General features: G+C 69.0%; 17 protein-coding genes and 1 pseudogene. 12 read left to right on the top strand and 6 right to left on the bottom strand.

The features are described from left to right. The first annotated feature begins 59 nt into the window (after window positions 1-59). Window positions 60-1802, top strand: a complete 1743-nt coding sequence (locus AB8A24_RS11495) for a hypothetical protein (protein ID WP_369475466.1) — start codon at window positions 60-62, stop codon at window positions 1800-1802. A 149-nt stretch (window positions 1803-1951) separates the two neighbouring features. Here the strand turns inward: AB8A24_RS11495 and AB8A24_RS11500 are convergent, their stop codons facing one another. Further along, window positions 1952-2350 (bottom strand): hypothetical protein, encoded by a 399-nt coding sequence (locus tag AB8A24_RS11500; RefSeq protein ID WP_266481825.1) that lies wholly within the window; start codon window positions 2348-2350, stop codon window positions 1952-1954. A gap of 205 nt (window positions 2351-2555) precedes the next feature. Between AB8A24_RS11500 and AB8A24_RS11505 the strand changes: the two are divergent. From AB8A24_RS11505 to AB8A24_RS11520, 4 genes and pseudogenes are all read left to right on the top strand, one after another. After that, window positions 2556-2859: pseudogene (locus AB8A24_RS11505) on the top strand (hypothetical protein); the annotation flags it as partial. 638 nt (window positions 2860-3497) lie between these two features. Then, window positions 3498-3701, top strand: coding sequence for a hypothetical protein (locus AB8A24_RS11510; protein WP_266378241.1), 204 nt, complete (start codon window positions 3498-3500; stop codon window positions 3699-3701). Window positions 3702-3756: 55 nt separating this feature from the next. Next, on the top strand, window positions 3757-5316 hold the full coding sequence (locus tag AB8A24_RS11515; protein ID WP_328961182.1) for an RIO1 family regulatory kinase/ATPase: 1560 nt from the start codon (window positions 3757-3759) through the stop codon (window positions 5314-5316). A 4-nt stretch (window positions 5317-5320) separates the two neighbouring features. Beyond that, window positions 5321-6502: a lanthionine synthetase C family protein gene (locus AB8A24_RS11520; protein WP_328961181.1), complete on the top strand. Its 1182-nt coding sequence runs from the start codon at window positions 5321-5323 to the stop codon at window positions 6500-6502. Window positions 6503-6671: 169 nt separating this feature from the next. On the opposite strand, the gene AB8A24_RS11525 is transcribed toward AB8A24_RS11520, so the two are convergent. Together AB8A24_RS11525 and AB8A24_RS11530 are read right to left on the bottom strand one after the other, a co-directional pair. Continuing rightward, entirely contained in the window at window positions 6672-8201 is a 1530-nt protein-coding gene (locus AB8A24_RS11525; RefSeq protein ID WP_161291952.1) for a UDP-N-acetylglucosamine 1-carboxyvinyltransferase, read from the bottom strand. Window positions 8202-8271: 70 nt separating this feature from the next. After that, a complete protein-coding gene (locus tag AB8A24_RS11530) occupies window positions 8272-8757 on the bottom strand; it encodes a MarR family winged helix-turn-helix transcriptional regulator (protein WP_369475467.1) in 486 nt (161 codons plus the stop codon). Between the two features lie 95 nt (window positions 8758-8852). Here AB8A24_RS11530 and AB8A24_RS11535 point away from each other — a divergent pair, with 95 nt between their 5' ends. Next, entirely contained in the window at window positions 8853-9737 is an 885-nt protein-coding gene (locus tag AB8A24_RS11535) for a haloalkane dehalogenase (RefSeq protein WP_369475468.1), read from the top strand. Between the two features lie 83 nt (window positions 9738-9820). Here the strand turns inward: AB8A24_RS11535 and AB8A24_RS11540 are convergent, their stop codons facing one another. After that, on the bottom strand, window positions 9821-11740 hold the full coding sequence (locus tag AB8A24_RS11540; RefSeq protein ID WP_369475469.1) for an amidohydrolase: 1920 nt from the start codon (window positions 11738-11740) through the stop codon (window positions 9821-9823). A 92-nt stretch (window positions 11741-11832) separates the two neighbouring features. Between AB8A24_RS11540 and AB8A24_RS11545 the strand changes: the two genes are divergently transcribed. From AB8A24_RS11545 to AB8A24_RS11565, 5 genes are all read left to right on the top strand, one after another. Beyond that, complete coding sequence (locus tag AB8A24_RS11545; RefSeq protein WP_369475470.1) at window positions 11833-12909, top strand: LacI family DNA-binding transcriptional regulator; 1077 nt, start codon at window positions 11833-11835, stop codon at window positions 12907-12909. Between the two features lie 140 nt (window positions 12910-13049). Continuing rightward, window positions 13050-15779: an aconitate hydratase AcnA gene (acnA, locus tag AB8A24_RS11550; protein WP_328961176.1), complete on the top strand. Its 2730-nt coding sequence runs from the start codon at window positions 13050-13052 to the stop codon at window positions 15777-15779. 293 nt (window positions 15780-16072) lie between these two features. Continuing rightward, window positions 16073-17506: an N-acetylglucosamine/diacetylchitobiose ABC transporter substrate-binding protein gene (ngcE, locus tag AB8A24_RS11555; RefSeq protein ID WP_328961175.1), complete on the top strand. Its 1434-nt coding sequence runs from the start codon at window positions 16073-16075 to the stop codon at window positions 17504-17506. A gap of 18 nt (window positions 17507-17524) precedes the next feature. Then, entirely contained in the window at window positions 17525-18469 is a 945-nt protein-coding gene (locus AB8A24_RS11560) for a carbohydrate ABC transporter permease (protein WP_266378216.1), read from the top strand. Window positions 18470-18483: 14 nt separating this feature from the next. Further along, complete coding sequence (locus tag AB8A24_RS11565; RefSeq protein ID WP_328961174.1) at window positions 18484-19419, top strand: carbohydrate ABC transporter permease; 936 nt, start codon at window positions 18484-18486, stop codon at window positions 19417-19419. An 18-nt stretch (window positions 19420-19437) separates the two neighbouring features. Here AB8A24_RS11565 and AB8A24_RS11570 read toward each other — a convergent pair whose 3' ends face one another. Together AB8A24_RS11570 and mgtA are read right to left on the bottom strand one after the other, a co-directional pair. Continuing rightward, window positions 19438-20313 carry a hypothetical protein gene (locus tag AB8A24_RS11570; protein WP_369475471.1) on the bottom strand — a complete coding sequence of 292 codons (876 nt, stop codon included), beginning with the start codon at window positions 20311-20313 and terminating at the stop codon, window positions 19438-19440. Window positions 20314-20435: 122 nt separating this feature from the next. Continuing rightward, window positions 20436-23183, bottom strand: coding sequence for a magnesium-translocating P-type ATPase (gene mgtA / locus AB8A24_RS11575; protein ID WP_369475472.1), 2748 nt, complete (start codon window positions 23181-23183; stop codon window positions 20436-20438). Between the two features lie 634 nt (window positions 23184-23817). On the opposite strand from mgtA, the gene AB8A24_RS11580 reads away from it, so the two are divergent. Then, the gene (locus tag AB8A24_RS11580; RefSeq protein ID WP_033217679.1) at window positions 23818-25032 is read left to right on the top strand and encodes an ROK family transcriptional regulator; all 1215 of its coding nucleotides are present in this window, start codon (window positions 23818-23820) and stop codon (window positions 25030-25032) included. Window positions 25033-25124 lie beyond the last annotated feature (92 nt).

The following is a 25124-nucleotide window of genomic DNA, read 5'->3' on the forward strand; positions in this document are numbered from 1 at the left end:
GGCGCAGTGGCAATCGGCGGTAGCCGATGCCATCCACAGCGAGACGAGGGCGAACGGCCATGATCTACGACCTGCTCGCCGGCAGTTGGACCTACCGCAGCTTCATCAACCGGCCCGATATCCTGCCCGACCTCGACCCCGAGCACATCGTGAAGGACGACGTCGGAAAGTGGGCCCGCTACCTCTTCGGCCAGGGCGTGATGACGTTTCACCCAACGGTCACGGGCGCGCTCACGGGGCTGTTCGAGATGGGCACCGAAGAAAGCCCGCTCGACATGCACCTGAACGGCAAGATCGAGGATCGCGACGGGGTCACCTGGATCAAGTGGAACGCCCACGGCGCGCCCGAAACGCCGAGCGACGGCTGGTTGTACGAGTACAGCGGGTACTACACCAGCAAATGGCCGGACGGCCGCCGACAGCTCGACGCGATCGTCGGCTCGGTCGTGCGCAGCCAGACGCACGACGACCTCAAGCCGAACCAGACGGCCGATCGCACGGCCCCGGCCGGCAGCGTCGCCTCGTTCGTCATGGTGCGCCCCGCATTCGTCGAGGCGCGCGACGTGATTCCGCTTCCTCCTGAGATGCTCGAAATGATGGGCTCGCGGGCCCATCGCCTGCACCACGCGATCTGGCACGGGCTGCGGGACAACTGGGCCGCACCGAGCGATGGCGAGATCTCGGAGAGCGACAAGGCGGAGATCACCGAGCTCGGTTGGGCCCCACCGCACCCGAACCAACGCCCCACGCGCGGAACCGTCGACCTGCGTGAGCCGGACAACGGCGCAGGCGAGGACTTCCTCTACATGCATCGCCAGATGGTCCAGCACGTCCGCGAGCTGCTGAGCGGACTCGGTCTGCCCGTGATCCAGGCGTGGAAGTCCATTCCCTCCCCGAACCGGCAGTCACGGAATGGCGACGGGTTCTCCGTGCCCCCGGCCTGGGATACGGGGGACGGCGAGTTCGGCTTCAAGTCGCTGGCGACCATCAAGAGCGATGAGTACTGGCAGTCTCGGATGACGTTTCTCGATCGGCGGTTCAAGGATCCGGCGTACCTTGCGACGCTGTCCCTCGACCAGCTCGGCGCGAAGATCGAATGGCTGATCCACAATCAGCTGCACATCCGGTGGTGCTCGCTCCCGACGGATCCCGAAAACGCGCTCACGCCGCTGCCTGCCGGCCGGCCGCCCACCGATACGTCCGACAAGTGGATCAAGGCGACGCGCAGCGGCAAGCCGTTCTACTACGACAATCTCAACGACACGTTCTCGTCGCACGTGCACCCCGTCTTCTGGCGCCTGCACGGCTGGGTCGACGACCGCATCGAGGACTGGTACGCGGCGCACGCCGCCGCGCACATGGGCCAGGTCACCCGCAAGGCTGTGGGAGGCGTTCCGTGGTTCGCCAAGGGTCCGTGGGTCGGCGTCGAGACACCGTGGGTGGGCCCGGCGCCCGCTGCGCACGAACCGTGTGAGCACGAGCACGGCGGTCACGAGCACGGCGGTCACGAGCACGGCGGTCACGAGGGTGGCGGTCACGAGCACGGCGGTCACGAGGGTGGCGGTCACGAGCACGGAGGTCACGAGCACGGAGGCCAGGAGCACGGAGGTCACGAGGGTGGCGGTCACGAGCACGGCGGTCATGAGGGTGGCGGTCACCCCGAATACGACGTCGACGTCATGCAGCGGGTCTACGATCTGATCTTCAAGCCCGCGACGGCGACAGTGGCCGCGGTGTCGGGAGCGACGGCAACGCGCAGCGTCCAGTTCACGGGCAAGATCATCGGCACCGGAACGCCCTGAGGTCGTCCCGACAGGACGGCCGGGGGCCCTCCAGGAGGAGTGACGGGGCCCCGGCGCGGAACCGTGCCCGTCGCGGCGATGCGGACAAGAACGGCATCGGGATTCGCCTCGCAGCACAGCAGTCGGCGCCAGGACCTGTCCCACAGGGCTCAGTCGTCCGGACCGCAGGCGCCGCCGCCGGGCTGCTGGCGGGAGTACCGGACGATGGCTTCCTGCGAGGTCGATGACGGGCTGCCGTCGGCGGGGGTGAGTGTGTAGAAGGCGATGACGCAACCGTCGGTGACGGCGTCCAGGACGCCGTCCCAGGGGATTGTGTAGCCGGCCGAGGCGGTGTCGGCGGTGATGCTCGCGACACCCTGGATCTCCGCAGCCGGCGTCTGCCCGGTGGCGTCGCTGCAGACCGTGATGTGGAAGGTGACCTTGTCGCCGGTCTTGAAAGGTATCTGGTCCACCACGACGAGGACGCCATTCCAGGGCTTCTGCCGGCAGGTGATGCCGCCGGGGGGTTCCTCGTAAGGAAATTCCGGGAAGTCGAGCTCGATGGACATGCGGGCTCCTGGTCGGTCGAAGGGCGGGGGCGAGAGATCGGACTCCGCTCCATGATCACGGACCGAACGCCAGGCCGTGAGGCCGGATCCGTTGAGGATGACCGGACTTGCCCGCCACCAAGACGGCCAGGAACACAACACGACTCGAACAGCGCTCCCCGCCGGCCGGGGCTTCAGCGTGGACGGCTGCGCGGCGTGAGGCCTGAGGCGTGAGGCGGATGCGAACGATCGTGACCAGTTGTCGTCGCCGGCCGCGGTGACGGCCCGTTCGAACAGGAGCAAGGCTGATCAGGATCCTTTCGAGTGGCTGCCACCAGCGCCGGATGCGTTGTGCCGGTACGGGGGAGTGAGCGGCGACGAAGCTGCTGTGGAGCCTGGCGGTCGGTGAACTGGAGCGGGACCGGCTGATGGACATCGCTGCTGGCTGTGGTGGCCCGGACGTGGAGTTCACCCCGGCCCCGGAGTCGGGCCGTACGGCCCGATGGGCTCCCACCCGGTTGCCGGGGTAGGGGTCATCGGCCGATCGCACCGGGCGCGGGTCATGGGCGAGTCCCGGCTGGCGGGGTGGTTCGGCACGGGATCCGTAGGTGTGCTGCCACCGGCGACGTTCGAACCGGCACCAGGGCCTCCGTCTTGCCCCTGCCTGGGCCTTCGGCCGGGCCGGAGGGCTGTGCCCCCGACTCTCCGGCAGGCGACGGACCATGGCAGGTATGGCGACAGAATGGCTGCGCGGTCACCGACCGGACCCGATGGACAGGGGCCACCCGCCTTGCCACCGGGTACGACCCACGGCGGGCCGGACGCCGGGACACCGCGGTAGCGGGACACCGGGACACCGCGGTAGCGGGACGTCCAAGGCTTCCGTCAGCCGGTCCGCCGCCACCCCGGCGCCGAACGAACCCCGGAACGTCCTCCATCACGGGGTGACGGAGTAGCCGCCGGAACTGCAGCGGGCACCGCAAGGACGATGGGCGCTCGGCATTCACCCGTTCGGAGCAGTCGCGCATAGGGAGATCGAACCAACGAATCCGCAGGTCGGGTACCGCTGCGGCCAGGCTGCGTGGCGGCGGGGCGGGACCGCTCGCCGGCAGTGCGCCGGGGACGGCCATTACCTGGAAGCACCCATCCAGGAGAGCAGGAGGAGCTCATGGCCAAGCAAGGCAAAGCGAAGGCCGCCTCGCGCAAAGCGGCGAGGGCGCGCCTGGAACGGGCCGTTGCTGACGTCGATCGCGTGCTGGGGTTGCAGGCGATGCGGGCCGACAAGGGTGATACCCCGGGCCTGATCGCCGGCTATGCAAGCGGCCAGTCGATCGGCTGCAGCCTGTACAGCGTGTCCTGCAGGACGATGTAGCCGTGATCCCGGAAGGACAGCGCATCCGCCGGGGCCGGCTCCGCTGCCCCGGCGGATGAGCGCCGTGGACCGCCAGGGGGCCATGGCCGCCCACCACCAATTCGGCCTCGTCGACGCCCGGTACTACGAGCCGCTTTCCCGCCGGACCCTCACGCCCGAGTACCGCGAGGCTCTCGAGCGCCTGCTGCCGGACGCCTGGACTCTGCACCACGCAGACGTGTGGCTGCAGGCCCGGATGGTGGCCGGAGCATCGCGGCGGACGTCCCCACCGCCCATCCAAGGCTTCAAGATCCATGTCTCCTCCGCCCCCGCCCACGCGTTGCGGCTGTTCGATCTCCTTGTGCCCGTATGCGTGGAGAACGACGTCGAGTTCAAGGCGGCCGCCGACCCGATGATCTTGGGCGTGATCAATTCGAAGACCCAGGAACGCGGCTTCTCGGGCAAGTTCATGACGATCTATCCGCCCGACGAGGACGTCTTCGTCGAGCTGATCGAGACTCTGTACCAGCGGACGGTCGACGAGGCGGTCGAGGGTCCGTACATCCTGTCCGACCGGCGGTACCGGGACAGCAAGGTGCTCTTCTACCGGTACGGAGGTTTCCGCGCGCTGAGGCGTCTCAACATCGACGGCACGCAGAGCATGTTTCTCATTTCGCCCGACGGAGAATATGTCGCCGACGAACGGTTGCCGTACGTCAGGCTGCCTCACTGGGTCCGTGACCCGTTCGACGAAGCACCGCCGGAGCAGCCCATGGCGGGATCCGTCGATGGATCGGAGGGCACCCTCTTGAAGGGCCGCTATCTCGTCGACGGTGTCCTGACGTTCTCCAATGCCGGTGGTGTCTACCGCGCCACGGACAGTGCCACCCAGGAGCCCGTCGTCGTGAAGGAGGCCCGGCGTCTCACCAACTGCAGGATGGCCGAGGGTCGAACGTTCGACTCGGTGGACGTGCTGTGCCATGAATACGACGTGTTGCGCCGGCTGGAAGGCCTTGAGTTCGTGCCGCGGCCACTGGAGCTCTTCCAGGAGTGGGAGCACACTTTTCTGGTCGAGGAGCGTCTGGAAGGCATTACGTTCCACGATTTCTGGGCACGGGAAGACGTTATCCTCGCGCCGTACATTCGCCGCGAGGGACGGGTGGCCCCGTTCATCTCCCGTTTCAAGGAGGTCGCGGGACATTTGATCCGCATGGTCGAGGAGGTGCACGCACGCGGAGTGGTCCTCGGCGACATGTCACCGAACAACATCCTGATTGACGCGGAGACGCTGCGGATGTGGTTCATCGACTTCGAAAGCGCGGTCCACGCCGATGGCGGGGAGGCGCGGTCGGCCTACGGGACACGGTGGGGCACACCAGGATTCCTGCACCCGGACCGCTTCTCCCGCGACCGGCTCCTCCCCTGCGACGACTGGTACGCCCTGGCCATGGTGCTCTACAGCACCGTCGTGCCGGCAACCGCGCTCTTCGGCCTCAACCCCGCAGCGCAGAGCCGCTTCCTCGACGAGCTGATGGCCCTGGGGGTCCCCACCCAGGTGGGGTCACTCGTATCGTCCCTGACCGCCGGCAGAATCGAAGAGGCGAAGACCGTGCTTGCCGACTGGGAGGAAGGGTGACGCAATGACCACCCTGGCGGCCAAGACCAGCGCAACCGGAGGCAGTGCCTCGACCCACTCGCACCCAGAAGTGCAACGCATCCTCGGCGGTATTGCCGACACTCTGCTCCGAACCTACGACGACCAGCGGGCCGACCGCCTCTGGCCTGCCGACTACATGGTCTTTGCGACGAACCCCCTCAGCGTGGCCTACGGCGCGTGCGGGACGGCCCTGTTCCTTCGTTCCAGGACGAGCGCCCAGGGGTCGGCAGCCGCACTGCCGACCGAGGTGACCTCCTGGATGCTGGGGCAGCCGCTCGGTACCGATACCTATCCGCCCGGCCTGTACCTCGGGTTGGCCGGAGTCGCCTGGGCCTTCCACGATCTCGGCTGGGACGACAGGGGCGAAGCCGCCATGGCGCTGCTCTACGAATCCCCCCTGTTGTACGACGAGCCGAGCATGTTCCTCGGAGTCGCCGGGTGGGGCCTGGCGTCGTTGCGCTTCCACGCGAGGACGGGGAGGCAGCTCTACCTCGACCGCGCCGTACAGGCGGGCGAAGAGCTCCTCAGGACGGCGCGGAAGGACGGCGACACCTGTTACTGGCAGTCCCCCCACGACGGTCGCGTCCACTACGGATACGGCTACGGAGCGAGTGGCATGGCCCTCTTCCTCCTCCACCTCGGCCTGGTGACCGGCGACGCCCGCTTCCGCTCGTGCGCCGTCCGCGCTCTGGAGTTCGATCTGGCCCATGCGACCGAGAGCAGTCTCGGCCTGCAGTGGCAGCGGTTCCAGGACGACATCGTCATGTACCCGTACTGGATTCAGGGAGCTGCCGGAGTGGGCAGCGTACTGCTCCGGTTCCACCAACTGCTGGGGATCGATCGGTACGGCGACCTCGCCCGACGGGTGGCGGACGACACGTTCGTCAAGTACGCCTACAACCCGGGCCTCTTCGAAGGCCTGGCCGGGATCGGCGAATTCATGCTGGACATGTACCGCTGCAGCGGCGACCAGGGCTACTGGAACAAAGCCTGCGACATCGCCGAGACGATCCTGTGGTTCAGGGTGGAAGACGACGACGGCACCGCGTTCCCCGGTCGCTGGCTCAACCGGATCACCCACGACTACGCGACCGGCTCAGCCGGCATCGGCATGTTCCTTTCCCGACTCGTCGAGCCCCGCGAACGTGACTTCGTTGACCTTTGAGACGTCATCTCATTCGGCGGATCGGGTAGGCGTCGGCGCCCGTGGCGCGGTGGACCGGCCGCTGCGCGATCGACTCGGTGAACATGCGGGCCCTGAACTGACCGAGGCCCCGTCACCCTCCGTTGCGGGGTGGCGGGGCCTCGCGCCGACTGGCGCTACGTCAGTTGCACTAGATGTCGCGGAAGGTCTCGATCTGGGCGCCCACCGAGTTGAGGCGCTCGGCCAGTTCCTCGTAGCCGCGGTTGATCACGTAGACGTTGCGCAGCACCGAGGTGCCCTCGGCCGCCATCATCGCCAGGAGGACGACCACCGCCGGGCGCAGGGCCGGCGGGCACATCATTTCCGCCGCGCGCCAGCGGGTGGGGCCCTCGACCAGGACGCGGTGGGGGTCGAGGAGTTGGAGGCGGCCGCCGAGGCGGTTCAGGTCCGTCAGGTAGATGGCCCGGTTGTCGTACACCCAGTCGTGGATCAGGGTCTGGCCCTGGGCCACGGCGGCGATCGCCGCGAAGAACGGGACGTTGTCGATGTTCAGCCCGGGGAACGGCATGGGGTGGATCTTGTCGATCGGGGCTTCGAGCTTCGAGGGGCGGACCGTGAGGTCGACCAGGCGGGTGCGGCCGTTGTCGGCCGTGTACTCCGCCGAGCGGTCGTGGTCCAGGCCCATCTCCTCCAGGACCGCGAGCTCGATCTCCATGAACTCGATCGGCACCCGGCGGATGGTGAGTTCCGACTCCGTGACGACCGCGGCGGCGAGCAGGCTCATCGCCTCGACCGGGTCCTCGGAGGGGGAGTAGTCCACGTCCACGTCGATGCTCGGGACGCCGTGGACGGTGAGCGTGGTGGTGCCGACGCCGTCGACCCGGACGCCCAGGGCCTCCAGGAAGAAGCACAGGTCCTGGACCATGTAGTTGGAGGAGGCGTTGCGGATGACGGTCACGCCGTCGTGCCGGGCCGCGGCCAGCAGCGCGTTCTCGGTGACGGTGTCCCCGCGCTCGGTCAGCACGATCGGGCGGTCCGGGGAGATCCCGGGGACGACCTTCGCGTGGTAGATGCCCTCGGTCGCGGTGATGTCCAGGCCGAAGCGGCGCAGGGCGATCATGTGCGGCTCGATGGTGCGGGTGCCGAGGTCGCAACCGCCCGCGTAGGGCAGGCGGAACGTTTCCATCCGGTGCAGCAGCGGGCCCAGGAACATGATGATGCTCCGGGTCCGGCGGGCCGCGTCCGCGTCCATCGCCTCCATGTCGAGGCGGGCCGGCGGGATCAGCTCCAGGTCCACGCCGTCATTGATCCAGCGGGTGCGGACGCCGATGGAGCCCAGGACCTCCAGGAGGCGGTAGACCTCTTCGATGCGGGCCACCCGCCTCAGCACCGTACGGCCCTTGTTGAGCAACGAGGCGCAGAGCAGGGCGACGCACGCGTTCTTGCTGGTCTTGACGTCGATGGCGCCGGACAGGCGGCGGCCGCCGACCACGCGCAGGTGCATCGGGCCGGCGTAGCCCAGGGAGACGATCTCGCTGTCGAGCGCTTCACCGATGCGCGCGATCATCTCAAGGCTGATGTTCTGGTTGCCGCGCTCGATCCGGTTCACTGCGCTCTGGCTGGTGCCGAGGGCGTCGGCGAGCTGACTCTGTGTCCAGCCGCGATGCTGCCGTGCGTCACGGATGAGCTTGCCGATGCGTACGAGGTAGTCGTCTGCCATAGGGGCACGCTATCTCAGATATGAGATGACTCCCGCGCTGGGTGTGGCAAATGGGTGAATTGAGCGGTTGTTACCGACCATCAGGTCCCATGACGGGGTCCCCGTGTGCGTGATGGTCGACGATCCGACCCAGCAGCCGGGTGAGCTGCTCCCGCTCCTGGGTGGACAGCGGGGTCAGTAGTTCCTCCTGGGCCGCTGTGAGGATCTGTTCCAGTTTGCGTAGGTGGCGCCGGCCGTGCGGGGTGAGGGTGACGACGTTGCGCCGGCGGTCCTCGGGGTCGGGGGTCCGCTCCACCAGTTCGCGTGCGGCGAGTTCGTTGATGACGGCGACCAGGTCGCTGCGGTGGATGCCGGTGCGGGCGCTGAGAGTGGCCTGGCTCGCCGGGCCGGACTCCTCCAGGGCGACCAGCGCCGCGTAGTGCCACGTGCGGGCATTCTCCCCGCTCAGTCCCTCGGTCACGAGCCGCTGCGCGTGGGTGGAGGCCTGTGCCAGCAGTCGGCTGGGCAGTTCGCGCAGCCGTGCGGGGACGCGGGGGCCGTTCTCTTCCGGGGTCATGGGGCGATGTTACCCATTGCGTTGGTGGCACTAACGATATAGCTTCGTTCGCGTCGCTAACGTTAGTCATCCCAACGATTGCCGGAGGGCCTCTCATGCCCACGATCGGCGTACTCGACTCGACGATGTACTACGAGGACCACGGCGGTGACCGCGGGCGCCCCGGCGGCGTGCCCTTCGTGTTCCTGCACGGCAACCCGACCTCCTCCCACCTCTGGCGGGGCGTCCTGCCCCGGATCGAGGGCGGGGTCCGTGCCCTGGCCCCGGACCTCATCGGGATGGGCCGCTCCGGAAAGCCGGGCGGGGAGTACCGCTTCGAGGACCACGCCCGCTACCTGGACGCCTGGTTCGACGCCCTCGGGCTCGACGAGGTGGTGCTGGTCGGTCAGGACTGGGGCGGAGCGCTCGCCTTCGATCGGGCCGCCCGCCTCCTCGGCCGGGTCCGCGGCGTCGCCTTCATGGAGACGATCGTGCGGCCGCTGAGCTGGGCGCGGTACCCGCCCGCCGCGCGGGCCCGGTTCGAGGCGATCCGCACCCCGGGCGTGGGGGAGGAGATGGTCCTGGACCGGAACATCTTCATCGAGGACAGCATCCGGCAGACGGTGCTGAACCCGATGGGCGAGGCGGACCGCGCCGTCTACGCCGCCCCCTACCCGACCCGCGAGAGCCGGCTGCCCATGCTGCGGTGGGCCCGCTCGCTGCCCATCGACGGAGATCCCGCCGATGTGCACGCCGTCGTCGAGAAGTACGACGCCTGGCTGGCGGACAGCCCGGAGGTGCCCAAGCTGCTGCTCACCTTCGACGGCTCTCCGGCCCTGATGGTCGGCCCCGAGACGGTCGCCTGGTGCGAGGAGAACGTCTCGGCGCTGGAGAGCGAGTACTGCGGCCGGGCCGCCCACCTCTGCCCCGAGGACCGGCCCGAGGAGATCGCCGCCGCGCTCAACTCCTGGGCCGCCCGCTACGGCCTCGCGGCCGGCTGAACCCGGCGGCCGAACCCACGGCGGCCGGGCCTGCGGCAGCCGAACCCACGGCGGCCGGGCCCCCGGCAGCGGCGGCGCCCCGCTCAGTGCTTGCAGGCGTGGTGCCGCCCCCCGGCGTGCACCGTCGCGTACGAGGCCGGGCGCGGGCCCGAAGCGGCGCCCGCCACCCGTGCCGAGGCCGCCTTCCCCGACGTCGAATCCGCGTCGTGCACCACCCGCCCGCCGACCAGGGTCATCCGTACCCCCGTCCCGCTGATGTCGGCCACCGGGCAGCGCGTCACGTCCCGGTCCAGGACCACCAGGTCCGCCGCCCTGCCCGGCTCCACCGTGCCCGTCAGCTCCTCCTGGCGTAGCTGCCACGCCGTTCCCGAGGTGTGCATCCGCAGCACCGCGTCCCGGTCGAGCGCCTCCAGTTCGCGGTACAGCGGACCCGCCCCGAAAGCACCCTGGCGGTCGATCGCGGTCCGCAGCTGGTTCCACACCTGGAGGGCGTCCACCGGCCAGTCGGAGCCGCCCGACAGCCGGGCCCCCGCCTTCTCCAGGCTCCGCGCCGGGTACATCCACCGGTGCCGCTCGGGTCCGATGTAGGGCAGCAGCGCCTCCATCGTCCAGGTGTCCTTCGCCGCCCACTGGAGCTGCATGCACGCCGTGACACCCAGCTGGGCGAAACGCCGCAGGTCCGCCGGGTCCACGAGCTGCAGGTGCGCCACGGCGTTGCGGGCGTCGCGAAGGCCCGTCACCCGCTTGGCGTACGCGTAACCGTCCAAAGCGGTGCGTACCGCACGATCGCCGAGTCCGTGCGCGTGCATCTGCCAGCCCGCCCGGTTGAAGGCGGCGGCGAGCCGACCGTAGTCCGCCGCCGAGGTGTAGAGCTCGCCCCGGTTGTCGGTCGGCCTGCCGTTCCCGTCGAGGTAGGGCTTCAGCAGCGCGGCGGTCTGCGCCGGGTACTCGATGACCCCGTCCAGGAACACCTTGACCATCCCGAACCGCAGCCCCCGCACGCCCGAGAACTCCCGCCGCAGGCCCCGCGCGTACGCCAGCGAGCCCGCCGGGTCCTTGGTCTGCTCCGCCTCCAGCCGGATCGCGGGCACGATCCGCTGCGGCAGCTTCCCGGCCGCCGACAGCGCCTGGTACAGCTCCAGTTCGTGCCGTCCCACCAAGGCGTCCATCATCGTCGTGACCCCGGAGGCGGCCGCCAGCTCCAGCACCTTGGCGCACGCCGCGACCAGGTCGGCCCGGGTGGGCTCCGGTATGTGCCGCCGCACCAGGCCCTGGGCGTCGTCCTTGAGGACACCCGTCGGCCGCCCGTCCGCGCCCTTGACCACCTTGCCGCCGACCGGGTCGGGGGTGGCCGCCGTGATCCCGGCGATGTCCAGGGCCCGCTGGTTGGCCCACAGGTTGTGGCCGTCGCCGCCGACGAGGGCGATCGGCCGCCGGGTCGGGAGCGCGTCCAGCATCGTGTGGTGGGGGTTGGTTCCCACGGGGAGCAGCCCGACCGGGTTCCAGTCCTCGACCACCAGCCAGCCGTCGGGCTCCGCGCCCGCGCCGCCCGTGTCGGCGAGGAAGCCGGTCAGGATCTCCTGGAGCTCGGCCAGGGTGGTCTCCGCGCCCTCCAGCGAGGGGGACAGCGAGCGCTCGCCCGCGCCGAGCGGGTGGACGTGGCCGTCGTGGATGCCGCTCATGACCGTGTTGCCGCGGGCGTCGACGACCTCGGTGTCACGGCCCACGTAGCGGCGCAGCGCCGCGTTCGTCCCGGTGGCCCAGATCTTCCCGTCCCGGCCGACCGCGACGGCCTCGACGCGCGCCCGGCCGCCGGTCCCGGTGAACACCGAGGCGTTGTGGACCACCATGGCCGCCGAACCGCGCCCGGTGGGGGAAGCGGCCGAGCGTGCGGGGGAGGCCGAGGCCGGGGCGGCCCCCAGCAGGCCGGCCGCCCCGGCGACCCCGGTGATCCCGGCGGCCGCGAGGAGTCCCCGACGGGACAGGTGCGAAGAAGACGTCATGCCCACTCCAAACGTTGGTGTGGCCAGGACACTGTTTGATTAACCGCTTAACCAGAAGCCGCCTCCACCGACGAAATCCGTACGATGGCCGCGTGCCAGAGCACCCACCCGCGCCGGGACCGACCCTCGCCGACATCGCGCGCGCCGCCGAGGTGTCCACCGCGACCGTCTCCCACGCGCTCAACGGCACCGGCCGCCTCGGCGAGTCCACCCGGCGCCGGGTCCGCGAGGTGGCGGGCGCGCTCGGCTACGGTGCCCGCCGCGGCCCGCGCACCCGCAGCCTCGGTGTCGCGGTGACCACGTACGCGGGGGACGCCTGGGACTTCGTCGGGATCGCCTACTTCTCCCGCCTGCTCACCGCCGCGACCTCGGCCGCGCACGCGCACGGGTACGCGCTGACCACCCTGCCCGCCGACCGGGGCGCCGAGCCGCTGTGGCACACGCTCGCCGTGGACGGGATGCTGCTGCTCGACAGCCCGGCCGGGGACCCGGTGCTGCGGGCCCTGCGGGCGCGCGGTCTGCCGGTGGTCTTCGACGGCCGGCCGCCCGACCCCTGGCCGGCGGACGTATGGGTGGACAACGACCACACCACGACCACCCGCGAGGTGCTCGACCACCTCGCGGCCTCCGGGGCCCGGCGGATCGCACTGCACTCGGGCTACGGCCGCGAGTTCTACACGGGGGCCGTCACCTCGGCCTACGAACAGTGGTGCGCGGAGCGCGGCCTGGCTCCGCTCCTGGTCCCCTTCGACCCGGACGACACGGCGGGACACGCCTTCGACTCCGCCTTCACCGGGCCGGACCGTCCCGACGCCGTGTACTGCGTGTACGACCCGGGGGGCCGCCAGGTGCTGGCCGCCGCCGCGCGCCACGGTCTCCGTATACCCGGCATACCTGGCATGCCAGGTATGCCGGGTATACCCGCCGCGCCCGGCGACCCGGGGCATGACGGGGGGCTGCTGCTGGTCTGCGCGAGCGAGGATCCGGCGTACGCGGAGGCCGAACCCGCCGTGACCACCGTCACCCTGAACCCGGAGCGGATCGCCGCTTCGGCGGTGTCTGTCCTGGTCAACCTGATCGAATCCGGGCATGCGGAACCGCCTGGTCAGCGGACGGTCCCGGCAGGACTGCGGGTGCGCGCCTCGTCCCTCCCCCCGGACATGTACTAGAGTTATCTCGACATCGAGATATCTGCCGAAGGCGTACCGCAGCCGCCCCCGCTGGTAAGGGTTACCTAACTTAGCCCTACCTTAGCGGATTGGCCAAGGGGCGTGGCGGCAGGATTGCGGTAATACGCGCGAATTCATGCATGAAGGAGACTGTCGTGTCGGCGAACAGCTTCGACGCCCGCAGCACGCTGCAGGTGGGCGACGAGTCGTACGAGATCTTCAAGCTGGACAAGGTCGAGGGCTCCGCCCGCCTTCCCTACAGCCTGAAGGTCCTGCTGGAGAACCTGCTTCGCACCGAGGACGGCGCGAACATCACCGCCGACCACATCCGGTCGCTCGGTAACTGGGACTCGCAGGCCCAGCCCAGCGAGGAGATCCAGTTCACGCCGGCCCGCGTGATCATGCAGGACTTCACCGGCGTCCCCTGCGTGGTGGACCTCGCCACCATGCGTGAGGCCGTCAAGGCCCTCGGCGGCGACCCGGCGAAGATCAACCCGCTCTCGCCCGCCGAGATGGTCATCGACCACTCGGTCATCGCCGACAAGTTCGGCACGAAGGACGCCTTCGCGCAGAACGTCGAGCTGGAGTACGGCCGCAACAAAGAGCGCTACCAGTTCCTGCGCTGGGGTCAGACCGCCTTCGACGACTTCAAGGTCGTCCCCCCGGGCACCGGCATCGTCCACCAGGTCAACATCGAGCACCTGGCCCGCACGGTCATGGTTCGGGGCGGCCAGGCGTACCCCGACACCCTCGTCGGCACCGACTCGCACACCACCATGGTCAACGGCCTGGGCGTGCTGGGCTGGGGCGTCGGCGGCATCGAGGCCGAGGCCGCGATGCTCGGCCAGCCGGTCTCCATGCTGATCCCGCGCGTCGTGGGCTTCAAGCTGACCGGCGAGCTGCCGACCGGCACCACCGCCACCGACCTGGTGCTGACGATCACCGAGATGCTGCGCAAGCACGGTGTCGTCGGCAAGTTCGTCGAGTTCTACGGTGAGGGCGTCGCCGCCACCTCCCTCGCGAACCGCGCCACCATCGGCAACATGTCGCCGGAGTTCGGCTCCACCGCCGCGATCTTCCCGATCGACGACGAGACCCTGAAGTACCTGCGCCTGACCGGCCGCGACGCCCAGCAGGTCGCGCTCGTCGAGGCGTACGCCAAGGAGCAGGGTCTGTGGCTGGACCCGGCCGCCGAGCCGGACTTCTCCGAGAAGCTGGAGCTCGACCTCTCCACGGTCGTCCCCTCCATCGCCGGCCCGAAGCGCCCGCAGGACCGCATCGTCCTCGCCAACGCCTCCCAGCAGTTCGCGCTCGACGTGCGCAACTACGTCGAGGACGACGACGAGGCGGGCAAGGAGTCCTTCCCGGCCTCCGACGCCCCGGCCGCCACCGACGGCGTGCCGACCCGCCCGACGCTGGTCACCCTGGCCGACGGCACCTCCTTCGAGATCGACCACGGCGCCGTCACCGTCGCCGCGATCACCTCCTGCACCAACACCTCGAACCCCTACGTCATGGTCGCCGCGGCGCTCGTGGCCAAGAAGGCGGTCGAGAAGGGCCTGACCCGCAAGCCGTGGGTCAAGACCACCCTGGCCCCGGGCTCGAAGGTCGTCACCGACTACTTCGACAAGGCCGGCCTGACCCCGTACCTCGACAAGATGGGCTTCAACCTCGTCGGGTACGGCTGCACCACCTGCATCGGCAACTCCGGTCCGCTGGACGAGGAGATCTCGAAGGCGATCAACGAGCACGACCTCGCGGTCACCTCGGTGCTCTCCGGCAACCGCAACTTCGAGGGCCGCATCAACCCCGACGTCAAGATGAACTACCTGGCCTCCCCGCCGCTGGTCGTCGCGTACGCCATCGCGGGCTCCATGAAGGTGGACATCACCACCGACGCCATCGGCGTCGACACCGAGGGCAAGCCGGTCTTCCTCAAGGACATCTGGCCCTCCGAGGCCGAGGTCAACGACGTCGTGGCGAACGCCATCGGCGAGGACATGTTCAGCAAGTCCTACCAGGACGTCTTCGCGGGTGACGCCCAGTGGCAGGCGCTGTCGATCCCGACGGGCAACACCTTCGAGTGGGACCCGCAGTCGACCTACGTCCGCAAGCCCCCTTACTTCGAGGGCATGACGATGGAGACCACCCCGGTCTCCGACATCGCCGGCGCGCGCGTGCTGGCGAAGCTGGGCGACTCGGTCACCACCGACCACATCTCCCCGGCCGGTGCGATCAAGGCCGACACCCCGGCCGGTAAGTACCTCACCGAGCACGGTGTCGAGCGTCGCGACTTCAACTCGTACGGTTCCCGCCGTGGCAACCACGAGGTCATGATCCGCGGCACCTTCGCCAACATCCGCCTGCGCAACCAGATCGCGCCGGGCACCGAGGGCGGCTTCACCCGCGACTTCACCGCCCCGGACGCGCCGGTCTCCTTCATCTACGACGCCTCGCAGAACTACCAGGCCGCCGGCATCCCGCTGGTCATCCTGGCGGGCAAGGAGTACGGCTCCGGCTCGTCCCGTGACTGGGCCGCCAAGGGCACCGCGCTGCTCGGCGTCAAGGCCGTCATCGCCGAGTCCTACGAGCGCATCCACCGCTCGAACCTGATCGGCATGGGCGTCCTCCCGCTGCAGTTCCCGGAGGGTGCCACCGCGGCCTCCCTGGGTCTGACCGGCGAGGAGACCTTCTCCTTCACCGGTGTGGAGGAGCTGAACAACGGCACCACCCCGCGCACGGTCAAGGTGACCACCGACACCGGTGTGGAGTTCGACGCGGTCGTCCGCATCGACACGCCGGGTGAGGCGGACTACTACCGCAACGGCGGCATCATGCAGTTCGTGCTCCGGAACCTCATCCGCGGCTGAACCACGGCATAGGCGCCAAAGGGCCGTATCCCCGTCAAGGGGGTACGGCCCTTCCGTTCGTCCGGCGGCGTGTCCATGTGACGGACAGGTCTCAACTCGGAAAAACTGGTGGCCATAAATGTGCATGATCTTGCTCACACGAGCGCAAGTGGACTATACCTGTGCCCGTCCGGATCACCGCGAGACGAGCGGCTCCGGGCCGGGGGGTGGGCGGGGACCTGTGGTGATGTCCGCATGCACGGTCACCACCGTGAATCTCCGGCCTCCTTCACACTTCTGACGAAGGCGAGGACATGAGCATGGGATCCACTGGTGAGGGCCTCGGACGCCGCGACCTGATCAAGCGCTCCGCAGCACTCGGACTGATCACGGTGCCGACGATGAGCTTCCTGTCCGCCTGCGCCTCCGGCGGTGAGGAGAACTCCACGAAGGGACCGGCCAAGGCGCCGGTGACCAAGGAGAACCCCTTCGGCGTCGCGAAGGGCGGCAAGCTGGACGTCGTCGTCTTCAAGGGCGGGTTCGGCGACGACTACGCGAAGGCCTGGGAGGCCGCCTTCGACAAGAAGTGGGGCACCACCAGCTCCCACCTGGGCACCCAGGAGATCACCGCCAAGCTGCAGCCCCGCTTCAACGCCGGGAACCCGCCGGACGTCGTCGACGACTCCGGCGCCCAGCAGATCAAGCTGGACGTGCTCGCCAAGGGCGACCAGCTCGCCGACCTCACCGCCGTGCTCGACTCGCCCTCGCTCGACGACCCGACCAAGAAGGTGCGCGACACCCTGGTCGAAGGCGCCTACGAACAGGGCCTGCAGGGCGGCAAGTTCGTCGTGCTGAAGTACGTCTACGCCGTGTTCGGCTTCTGGTACTCCGGCAAGCTCTTCAAGGAGAAGGGCTGGGCGCCGCCGAAGACCTGGGACGAGTTCCTGGCCGTCTGCGCCAAGGCCAAGGAAGCCGGCATCGGCGGCCTCGCCCACCAGGGCAAGTTCCCGTACTACATCAACGTCGTCATCATGGACCTGATCGCCAAGAAGGGCGGTCTGGACGCCATGAAGGCGATCGACAACCTGGAGCCGAACGCCTTCGAGGGCAACCCGGCCGCCCTCGCCGCGGTCGAGGCGGTCTACGAGGTGGTGGAGAAGGGCCTGCTGATGCCGGGCACCAACGGCCTCACCCACACGGAGTCACAGACCGCCTGGAACCAGTACAAGGCCGCCTTCATCCCCTCCGGCTCCTGGCTGGAGAACGAGCAGCTGAAGCAGACCCCGGAGGACTTCGACATGAAGTTCCTGCCGATGCCGCTGCTCGCCGACAGCAAACTGCCCTTCGAGGCCATTCGGGCCGGCGTCGACGAGCCCTTCATCGTCCCGGAGAAGGCCGCCAACAAGGCCGCGGGCTTCGAGTTCCTCCGCTCGATGCTGTCCCGCGAATGGTCGACGATCTTCGCCCAGCAGGCGAACTCGCTCACGGTGGTCAAGGACGGGGTGGACCCGAGCGTCAAGCTGCGGCCGGGCACCCAGTCGGCGGTCGAGGCACTCAAGGCCGCGGGCGGCAACACGTTCAGCTACCGCTACCCCGACTGGTACAGCGAAATGGACACCGAGATCCAGAACGCGTCCAATGAGCTCATGGCGCAGCGGATTCAGCCGAAGGAGTGGATCAAGCGGGCCCAGGCTGCGGTAGACAAGGCGGCCAAGGACCCGAACGCCAAGAACAACAAGCGCGCCTGACACGCAGGGACGGACACCATGAGCCAAGTAGCCCAGAGGAAGGGGCGAGCCGGTTTCATCACCGGCTTCCTCTTCGCACCCCTCGCGCTGTACCTGACCTTCGTCATCTGGCCCTACGTACAGACGTTCGGCTACTCCTTCACCAACTGGAGCGGACAGTCCCCGACGTTCGACTTCGTCGGCGTGGACAACTACGCGACGTTGCTGTCGGACGAGGTCTTCCGCGGCGCGCTCTGGCACAACCTGCTGCTCCTGGTGTTCGTCCCGCTCGTCACCATCCTGCTCGCCCTCTTCTTCGCCTTCATGGTGAACGCGGGCGGGCGCGGCGGGGCCGGCGGAGTGCAGGGAGTCGGCGGATCACGCTTCTACAAGGTCGTCTACTTCTTCCCCCAGGTCCTCTCCCTCGCCATCCTCTCCGTGCTCTTCGGCGCGATCTACCGCAGCGACGAGGGCGGCCTGCTCAACGGCTTCCTGACCAAGGTCGGCGTGATCGACGCGGCCCACCCGGTCGAATGGCTCAACGAGCCGAACCTCGTCCTGTGGTGCCTGCTCCTCGTCGTCGTCTGGCACGGCGTCGGCTTCTACCTCGTCCTGTTCTCCGCCGCCATGCAGTCCGTCCCCAAGGACATCTACGAGGCCGCGCTGCTCGACGGCGCCGGGCGCGCCCAGACCTTCTTCAAGGTCACGCTGCCCCTGCTGTGGGACTCCGTGCAGACCTCGGCGGTCTACCTGGGCATCGCCGCCATGGACATGTTCGTGCTGGTGTCGACCATGACCTCGGGCCAGTTCGGTGGCGGACCCGACCACCACAGCGAGGTCATGTCGACGGTGCTGATGCGCAACTTCCTCTACTTCGGCAAGAGCGGATACGCCTGCGCCATGGGCGTGGTCATGCTCGCCCTGACCATGATCCTCTCCGTCATCACGCTGCGCGCCACCCGCCGCGAGCGCATCGAGTTCTGAGCGGAGTTTCCACGATGACTGCACAGTCCACAGTGATCAAGGCTCCCGGCGAGAAGGCCGCGGAGCAGGCCGGCGGCACCGGACGGCCGGGGAAGCGGGAGGGGCGGCGCTCCGAGGGCATGGCCCTCAACGTCTTCTCGCACGGCTTCCTGGTCGTCTGGGCGATCATGATCGTGCTGCCCCTGCTCTGGCTGGCGCTCGGTGCCTTCAAGACCGACGCGCAGATCGGCGGCTCGGCCCTGAGCTGGCCCTCCAACTGGCACTTCGACGCCTTCGGGCGGGCCTGGACGAAGGGCATCGGAGGCTACTTCGCCAACACCCTCATCGTGCTGGTGTTCTCGGTCCCGCTGACCATGCTGTTCGGCTCCATGGCCGCGTACGTGCTGGCCCGCTACCCCTTCACGGGCAACCGGCTCATCTACTACTTCTTCGTCAGCGGGGCGATGTTCCCCGTGTTCCTGGCGCTCGTACCGCTCTTCTTCATGGTCAAGCGCTTCGACATGCTGAACACCTACCAGGGTCTGATCCTGGTGTACGTCGCCTACTCGATGCCCTTCACGGTCTTCTTCATGCACTCCTTCTTCCGGACGCTGCCGACGGCGATCCACGAGGCGGCGGTCATCGACGGGGCCTCCGACACCCGGATCTTCTTCCAGGTGATGCTGCCGATGGCCAAGCCCGGCCTGATCAGCGTCGGGATCTTCAACATCCTGGGCCAGTGGAACCAGTACATCCTGCCCGCCGTGCTGATGCAGCCGCAGACCAGTGCCGACCCCGAGCGGTACATGCTCACCCAGGGGCTCATCCAGCTCCAGTACCAGATGGGCTACGAGACGGACCTGCCGGTGCTGTTCGCCGGCGCCACCATCGCCATGGTCCCGATGCTGGTGGTCTACCTCTCCTTCCAGCGCCAGATCCAGTCGGGTCTCACCTCGGCGACGCTGAAGTAGCGGGCCAGGTCTCCGGCGTCAGGAGCCGCCGGAGACCTTCCGTAGCTTGTACAGCTTTCCGGAACCCGGGTCGCCGACCCGCTGTTGGATCCGGGGCTCCCGGGCGGTGCCGCCGACGCTCCACGCGGGCCAGACGCAGCCCGGGACGTCCACGCGGACCTTCTGTGTCCATACGTCCCGGCCGGCCTCGTATACCCAGGTCCCGGAGCCTGAGCAGCTCGGCGACGGGTCGCCCGGGTAGCCGTTGTGGCTGCGCCCGCCGACGCCGAAGGCGGTGACCCGGCCGTCCGGGGTGAAGTCCAGGGTGTTGCCCGTGTGGTCGATCCAGGTGCCGGTCATGGTCTCGGGCCCGATCGCCGGCGGCTCGTACGCGGGCAGTAGACCGACGGTGAGTCCGAGTGCGCCGAGCAGACCGGTGCCCGCCACCACCGCCGCGCCCCACAGTCCCACCCGCCGCAGCAGTCCCGCGCGCCGGGGCAGGGCGATCAGCGCGCCCAACGAGAGCGAGGCGATGGCCTCGGCCCAGAAGACCAGCGTGGGCCTCGTGGGCGCGTCGTTGTAAGCCGCGACACCGTAGACGGGCGGCGCCAGCAGGGCCGCCATGATCAGTGGCGCCGACCACCATGCCGCGTGCCGGCCGAGCCGGCGGCCGAGGAGGTCGGCGAGCGCGACCGCCGGCAGGACGAAAACGACCGACAGCAGGACCGTGACGAGGCCGACGAGGGTCCAGGCGGAGAGCAGGCCCGCCCCGATGGCGGGGTAGTCGGGGGGCGTGTCCGGCGGCGGCTGCGTCCGTACGTACAGCAGGACCACCACGACGGCGAGTGCGACCTCCAGGTTGCCGACCAGCGTCGAAACCACCAGGACCCTGCCGTACGAACGTTTCTGACGCACGCTCAATCCCCCTCGTGGCACGGCGGAGCGACACGTCCGCCCGGCCGACGTCGTCCTGGATCCATGATGCCGGCCCGGCTGAACGTGTTCAATTCATCTTTCGCGCCGGACTCTCCCTTCTCCTACAGCCAGGTGCCGAAGCGGCGGATGTACCAGGTCTTCACCAGCTGGGTGAGCGTGCAGTACGCGAGCAGCACGCCGATCAGCCACGGGAAGTAGCTCGCCGGCAGGGCCACGAAACCCAGCGAGGGAGCCAGCGGCGAGAAGGGCAGCCAGAGCCCGGTCAGCACCGCGAGGACGGTCATCACCATCACCGGCCAGGAGGCGCGCGACTGGATGAAGGGGATCTTCCGGGTGCGGATCATGTGGACGATCAGGGTCTGCGAGAGCAGGCCCTCGATGAACCAGCCGGACTGGAAGAGGGCCTGGCTCGCCTCGCTGTTCGCCGCGAACACGTGCCACATGATCAGGAACATCGAGATGTCGAAGATCGAGCTGACCGGTCCGATGGTGACCATGAAGCGGCCGATGCCCTTGGCGTCCCAGTTGCGGGGCTCCCGCAGGTACTCCTCGTCCATCCGGTCCCAGGGGGTCGCCAGCTGCGAGATGTCGTAGACCAGGTTCTGGACCAGCAGCATGATCGCGAGCATCGGCTGGAAGGGGATGAAGGCGCTCGCCACCAGGACCGAGAAGACGTTGCCGAAGTTCGACGAGGCGGTCATCTTGATGTACTTGATCGTGTTGCCGAAGGTGGTCCGGCCCTGGACGACGCCCTGCTCCAGGACGGTCAGGTCCTTCTCCAGCAGGATGATGTCGGCCGACTCCTTGGCGATGTCCACGGCGGTGTCCACCGAGATGCCGACATCGGCGTCGCGCAGCGCGGCCGCGTCGTTGATGCCGTCGCCGAGGAACCCGACGGTGTGGCCGTCGGCCTGCAGGGCCCGGACGATCCGGGCCTTCTGAACCGGGTCGACCTTGGCGAAGACCGTCGTACGGGCGGCCAGTTCGCGCAGCACCGCGTCGTCCAGGCCGTCGGTCTCGGGGCCGAGCACCACCTGGCCGACGTCGATGCCGACGTCGGCGCAGACCCGGGCGGCGACGAGGTCGTTGTCGCCGGTGACCACCTTCACCGCGATGCCCTTGTCGGCCAGGCCCTGGAGGGCTCGGGCGGCGTCGGCCTTCGGCGGGTCGAGGAAGGCGAGGAAGCCGACCAGCGTCAGCCCGTCCTCGTCGGCGACCGTGTAGGTCTCGCGCGGGCTGTCGATCGTGCGGGTGGCGACGGCCAGGACGCGCAGGCCCTGCCGGTTGTTGTCCTCGGCGATCCGGGCGACGTGCCACCGCAGCTGCTCGGTCAGCTCGACCGTCCCCCAGCCTTCGGCCGGGGGGACCCCCTGGCCGCGGTCCCTCATGTGCGTGCAGAGGGCCAGGACCTCTTCGACGGCACCCTTGGTGATCATGATGTGCTCGCGCTGTCCGAAGTCGCCGACCAGACGGTTGCGGCCGAGGACCACGGACATCCGGCGCCGGGCGAAGTCGAAGGGGATCTCGTCGACCATCGAGAACCGTGCGTCGACGACAACCTCCTCGGCCTCGTCGACGCGGTCGATGACCGCCTGGTCCATCAGGTTCTTCAGGCCGGACTGGAAGCGCGAGTTGAGGTAGCCGTACTCCAGCACCTCGCCGTCCTCGTCGCCATGCACGTTCAGGTAGCGGTCCAAGGCGATCCGGTCCTCGGTGAGGGTGCCGGTCTTGTCCGTGCAGAGCACGTCCATCGCGCCCAGGTTCTGGATCGCGCCCAGCCGCTTGACGACCACCTTCCGCTTGGACATGGCGACCGCGCCGCGTGCCAGGTTGGCGGAGACGACCATCGGCAGCATCTCGGGGGTCAGCCCGACGGCGACGGCGATGCCGAAGAGGAAGGCCTCGTCCCAGTCGCCCTTGGTGAAGCCGTTGATCATGAAGACGACCGGGACCATCACCAGCATGAAGCGGATCAGCAGGAAGCTGACCTTGCGCACGCCGGTGTCGAAGTTGGTCTGCGGGCGCTCGCCGACGAGCGAGCCGGCCATCGAACCGAAATAGGTGTCGGCGCCGGTGGCGACGACCACCCCGGTGGCGGTGCCGGAGGTGACCGAGGTGCCCATCAGGACCAGGTTGTCGGCCTCCACCGGGTCGGTGGTCTCCTGCTGGCCGAGGTCCCGGGTGCGGGTGTCGGCCTTGGCCACCGGCAGGGACTCGCCGGACAGCGCGGCCTGGCTGACATTGAGGTCCTTGGCGGTGACGATCCGCAGGTCGGCCGGGATCAGGTCGCCGGCCGCCAGCTTGACGACGTCGCCCGGGACCACCTGGTCCATGGGCACCTCGAACGTGGTGGGCGCGGAACCGCTGCCGGCCCGGCGCTGCACCGCGCACGTCGTGGTGACGAGCTTCTTCAGCGCGTCGGCGGCGCGGCCCGAGCGGAACTCCTGCCAGAAGCGCAGCAGTCCGCTGATCCCCACCATCACGGAGAGGATGACGACGCCCGGGTCGCCGGGGTCCTGCCAGTACATGACCGCCGCGAGGAAGACCAGTACGGCGATGAAGGGGTTCCAGTAGGCCTTCGCCAGCTGGAGGTACCAGCGGGGGGCGCGCTCGTGGGCGACGGCGTTGGAGCCGTGCCGCTCCAGGCGCAGCGAGGCCTCGGCGTGGGTGAGGCCGGCCGGGGAGGTGTCCACCTCCTGCAGGACCTGGACGCCCGAGCGGGCGCTGATCCCGGCGAGGCGCTCGCCGACGAGGCGGGTACGGGCCTGGAGCTCGGCGGCCTTGCGCTCGCGGCGGGAGCGGCCCGGCGGTGCGAGCGTGGTCGGGGTACGGGGGGTGAGCATGGTCATGACGAATACCTCCCTCCACGGTGTCCGGGCAGCGCGAAGCCGAGCGGTCACGTGGAGTGATCATGGGTCGGCGCAGAGCGGACCCGATGGGCCCTCGGCGCGCCGGTGGGCATGGATGACGCACGCCCGGCGGAGTTGGCAGGGCATGCGGAAGGAAGGGAATGTGGAAGGAGTGAACGCGAAGGCGCGCGAAGGAACGCGACGCGATGCGAACGGAACGCCAGCGCGCACGGGAACAGCGGTCCACCGCTGCCGTGCGTCCCCGGAGAGAGGTCAGCCGGTCACAAGGTCAGCCGACGAGAGCGACGAGAGCGCTGCGAGGACTTCGATCGGGACTCATCCCGAACACCTCCTTGCGTAGCGCGGTCATTGCACGACGCCAGGTCCGGCCGAAAGGGCCGCAGAGGACCGGCGTCTCAGCGACCGTAGCACGATCCAACGGCCGCTTCTCTCCCCCTTTAGTCCAGTACCAGCCGTTTCATGCCGTGTCAGCCTCTTGACGTGTGGATGCCTAAAGGCTCGACTTAAGGTTCACAAGTTGGAGAGATGCCGGGGTCTCGGAGCGTGAAGCCGTGACATGCCCCGGCCGGGGGGCGACGGCTGGCCGTCGCTAATGGGCAGGAGTGGATGAGTCGTGCAGACTCCCGGATCGCAGTCGTCACTGCATCGCGCGAATCTCGAACGGGTCGTGCGGGCGGTGCGGCTCGCGGGATCGCTGACCCAGGCGGAGATCGCCCGCGCCACCGGACTGTCGGCGGCCACGGTCTCCAACATCGTCCGGGAGCTGAAGGACGGCGGGACCGTCGAGGTCACCGACACCTCGGCCGGTGGCCGCCGGGCGCGCAGCGTCTCGCTCAGCGGTGACGCGGGGATCGTCATCGGGGTCGACTTCGGCCACACCCACCTGCGGGTGGCGGTGGGGAACCTGGCTCACCAGGTGCTGGCGGAGGAGTCCGAGCCGCTGGACGTCGACGCGTCGTGGGCGGACGGCTTCGACCGGGCGGAAGCCCTGGTCGGACGGCTGATCGCGGACATCGGCGTGGGGCTGGAGAAGGTCATCGGCGTCGGGCTGGGCGTGCCGGGCCCGATCGACGTGGAGTCCGGGACCCTGGGCTCGACCGCGATCCTGCCGGGCTGGGCGGGCATCAATCCCCGCCAGGAGCTCTCGCAGCGCCTCGGGGTGCCCGTGTACGTGGACAACGACGCGAACCTCGGCGCCCTCGGTGAACTCGTTTGGGGGAGTGGGCGGGGAGTAAAGGACCTGGCCTACATCAAGGTGGCCAGCGGCGTCGGCGCGGGCCTGGTGATCAACGGCCAGATCTACCGCGGACCCGGTGGCACGGCGGGCGAGATCGGGCACATCACCCTGGACGAATCGGGCCCGGTCTGCCGCTGCGGCAACCGGGGCTGCCTGGAGACCTTCACGGCGGCCCGGTACGTACTTCCGCTGCTCCAGGGCACGCACGGCCCGGAGTTGACGATGGAGCGCGTGGTCGAACTGGCCCGCGAGGGGGACCCGGGCTGCCGCCGGGTGATCACGGACGTGGGCCGGCACATCGGCAGCGGCGTGGCCAGTCTGTGCAACCTCCTGAACCCCAGTCGGGTGGTGCTGGGCGGCTCGTTGGCGGAGGCCGGTGAACTCGTCCTCGCCCCCATCCGTGAATCGGTGGGGAGGTACGCGATCCCCAGCGCGGCCCGGCAGTTGTCGGTGCTGACGGGGAACCTGGGCGGGCGGGCCGAGGTGCTGGGCGCGCTGGCGCTGGTCCTCAGCGAGATGGGCGATTCGACACTTTTGTCAGATCATGGAAGTGGAGTGCGAGCTCCAGCCGTCTTGTCTTCAGGTAGATAACGAATGGCACCGTTGTCATCTCGTTAAGAATTCACTCCTTGACGGCAAAACGCGGCCGGGGTTGACTCACATCCACCTCGGCCGCGCCGCTG

Origin of the sequence: Streptomyces sp. BF23-19 (genome assembly GCF_041106355.1) — a bacterium.
Lineage (GTDB): Bacteria > Actinomycetota > Actinomycetes > Streptomycetales > Streptomycetaceae > Streptomyces > Streptomyces virginiae_A.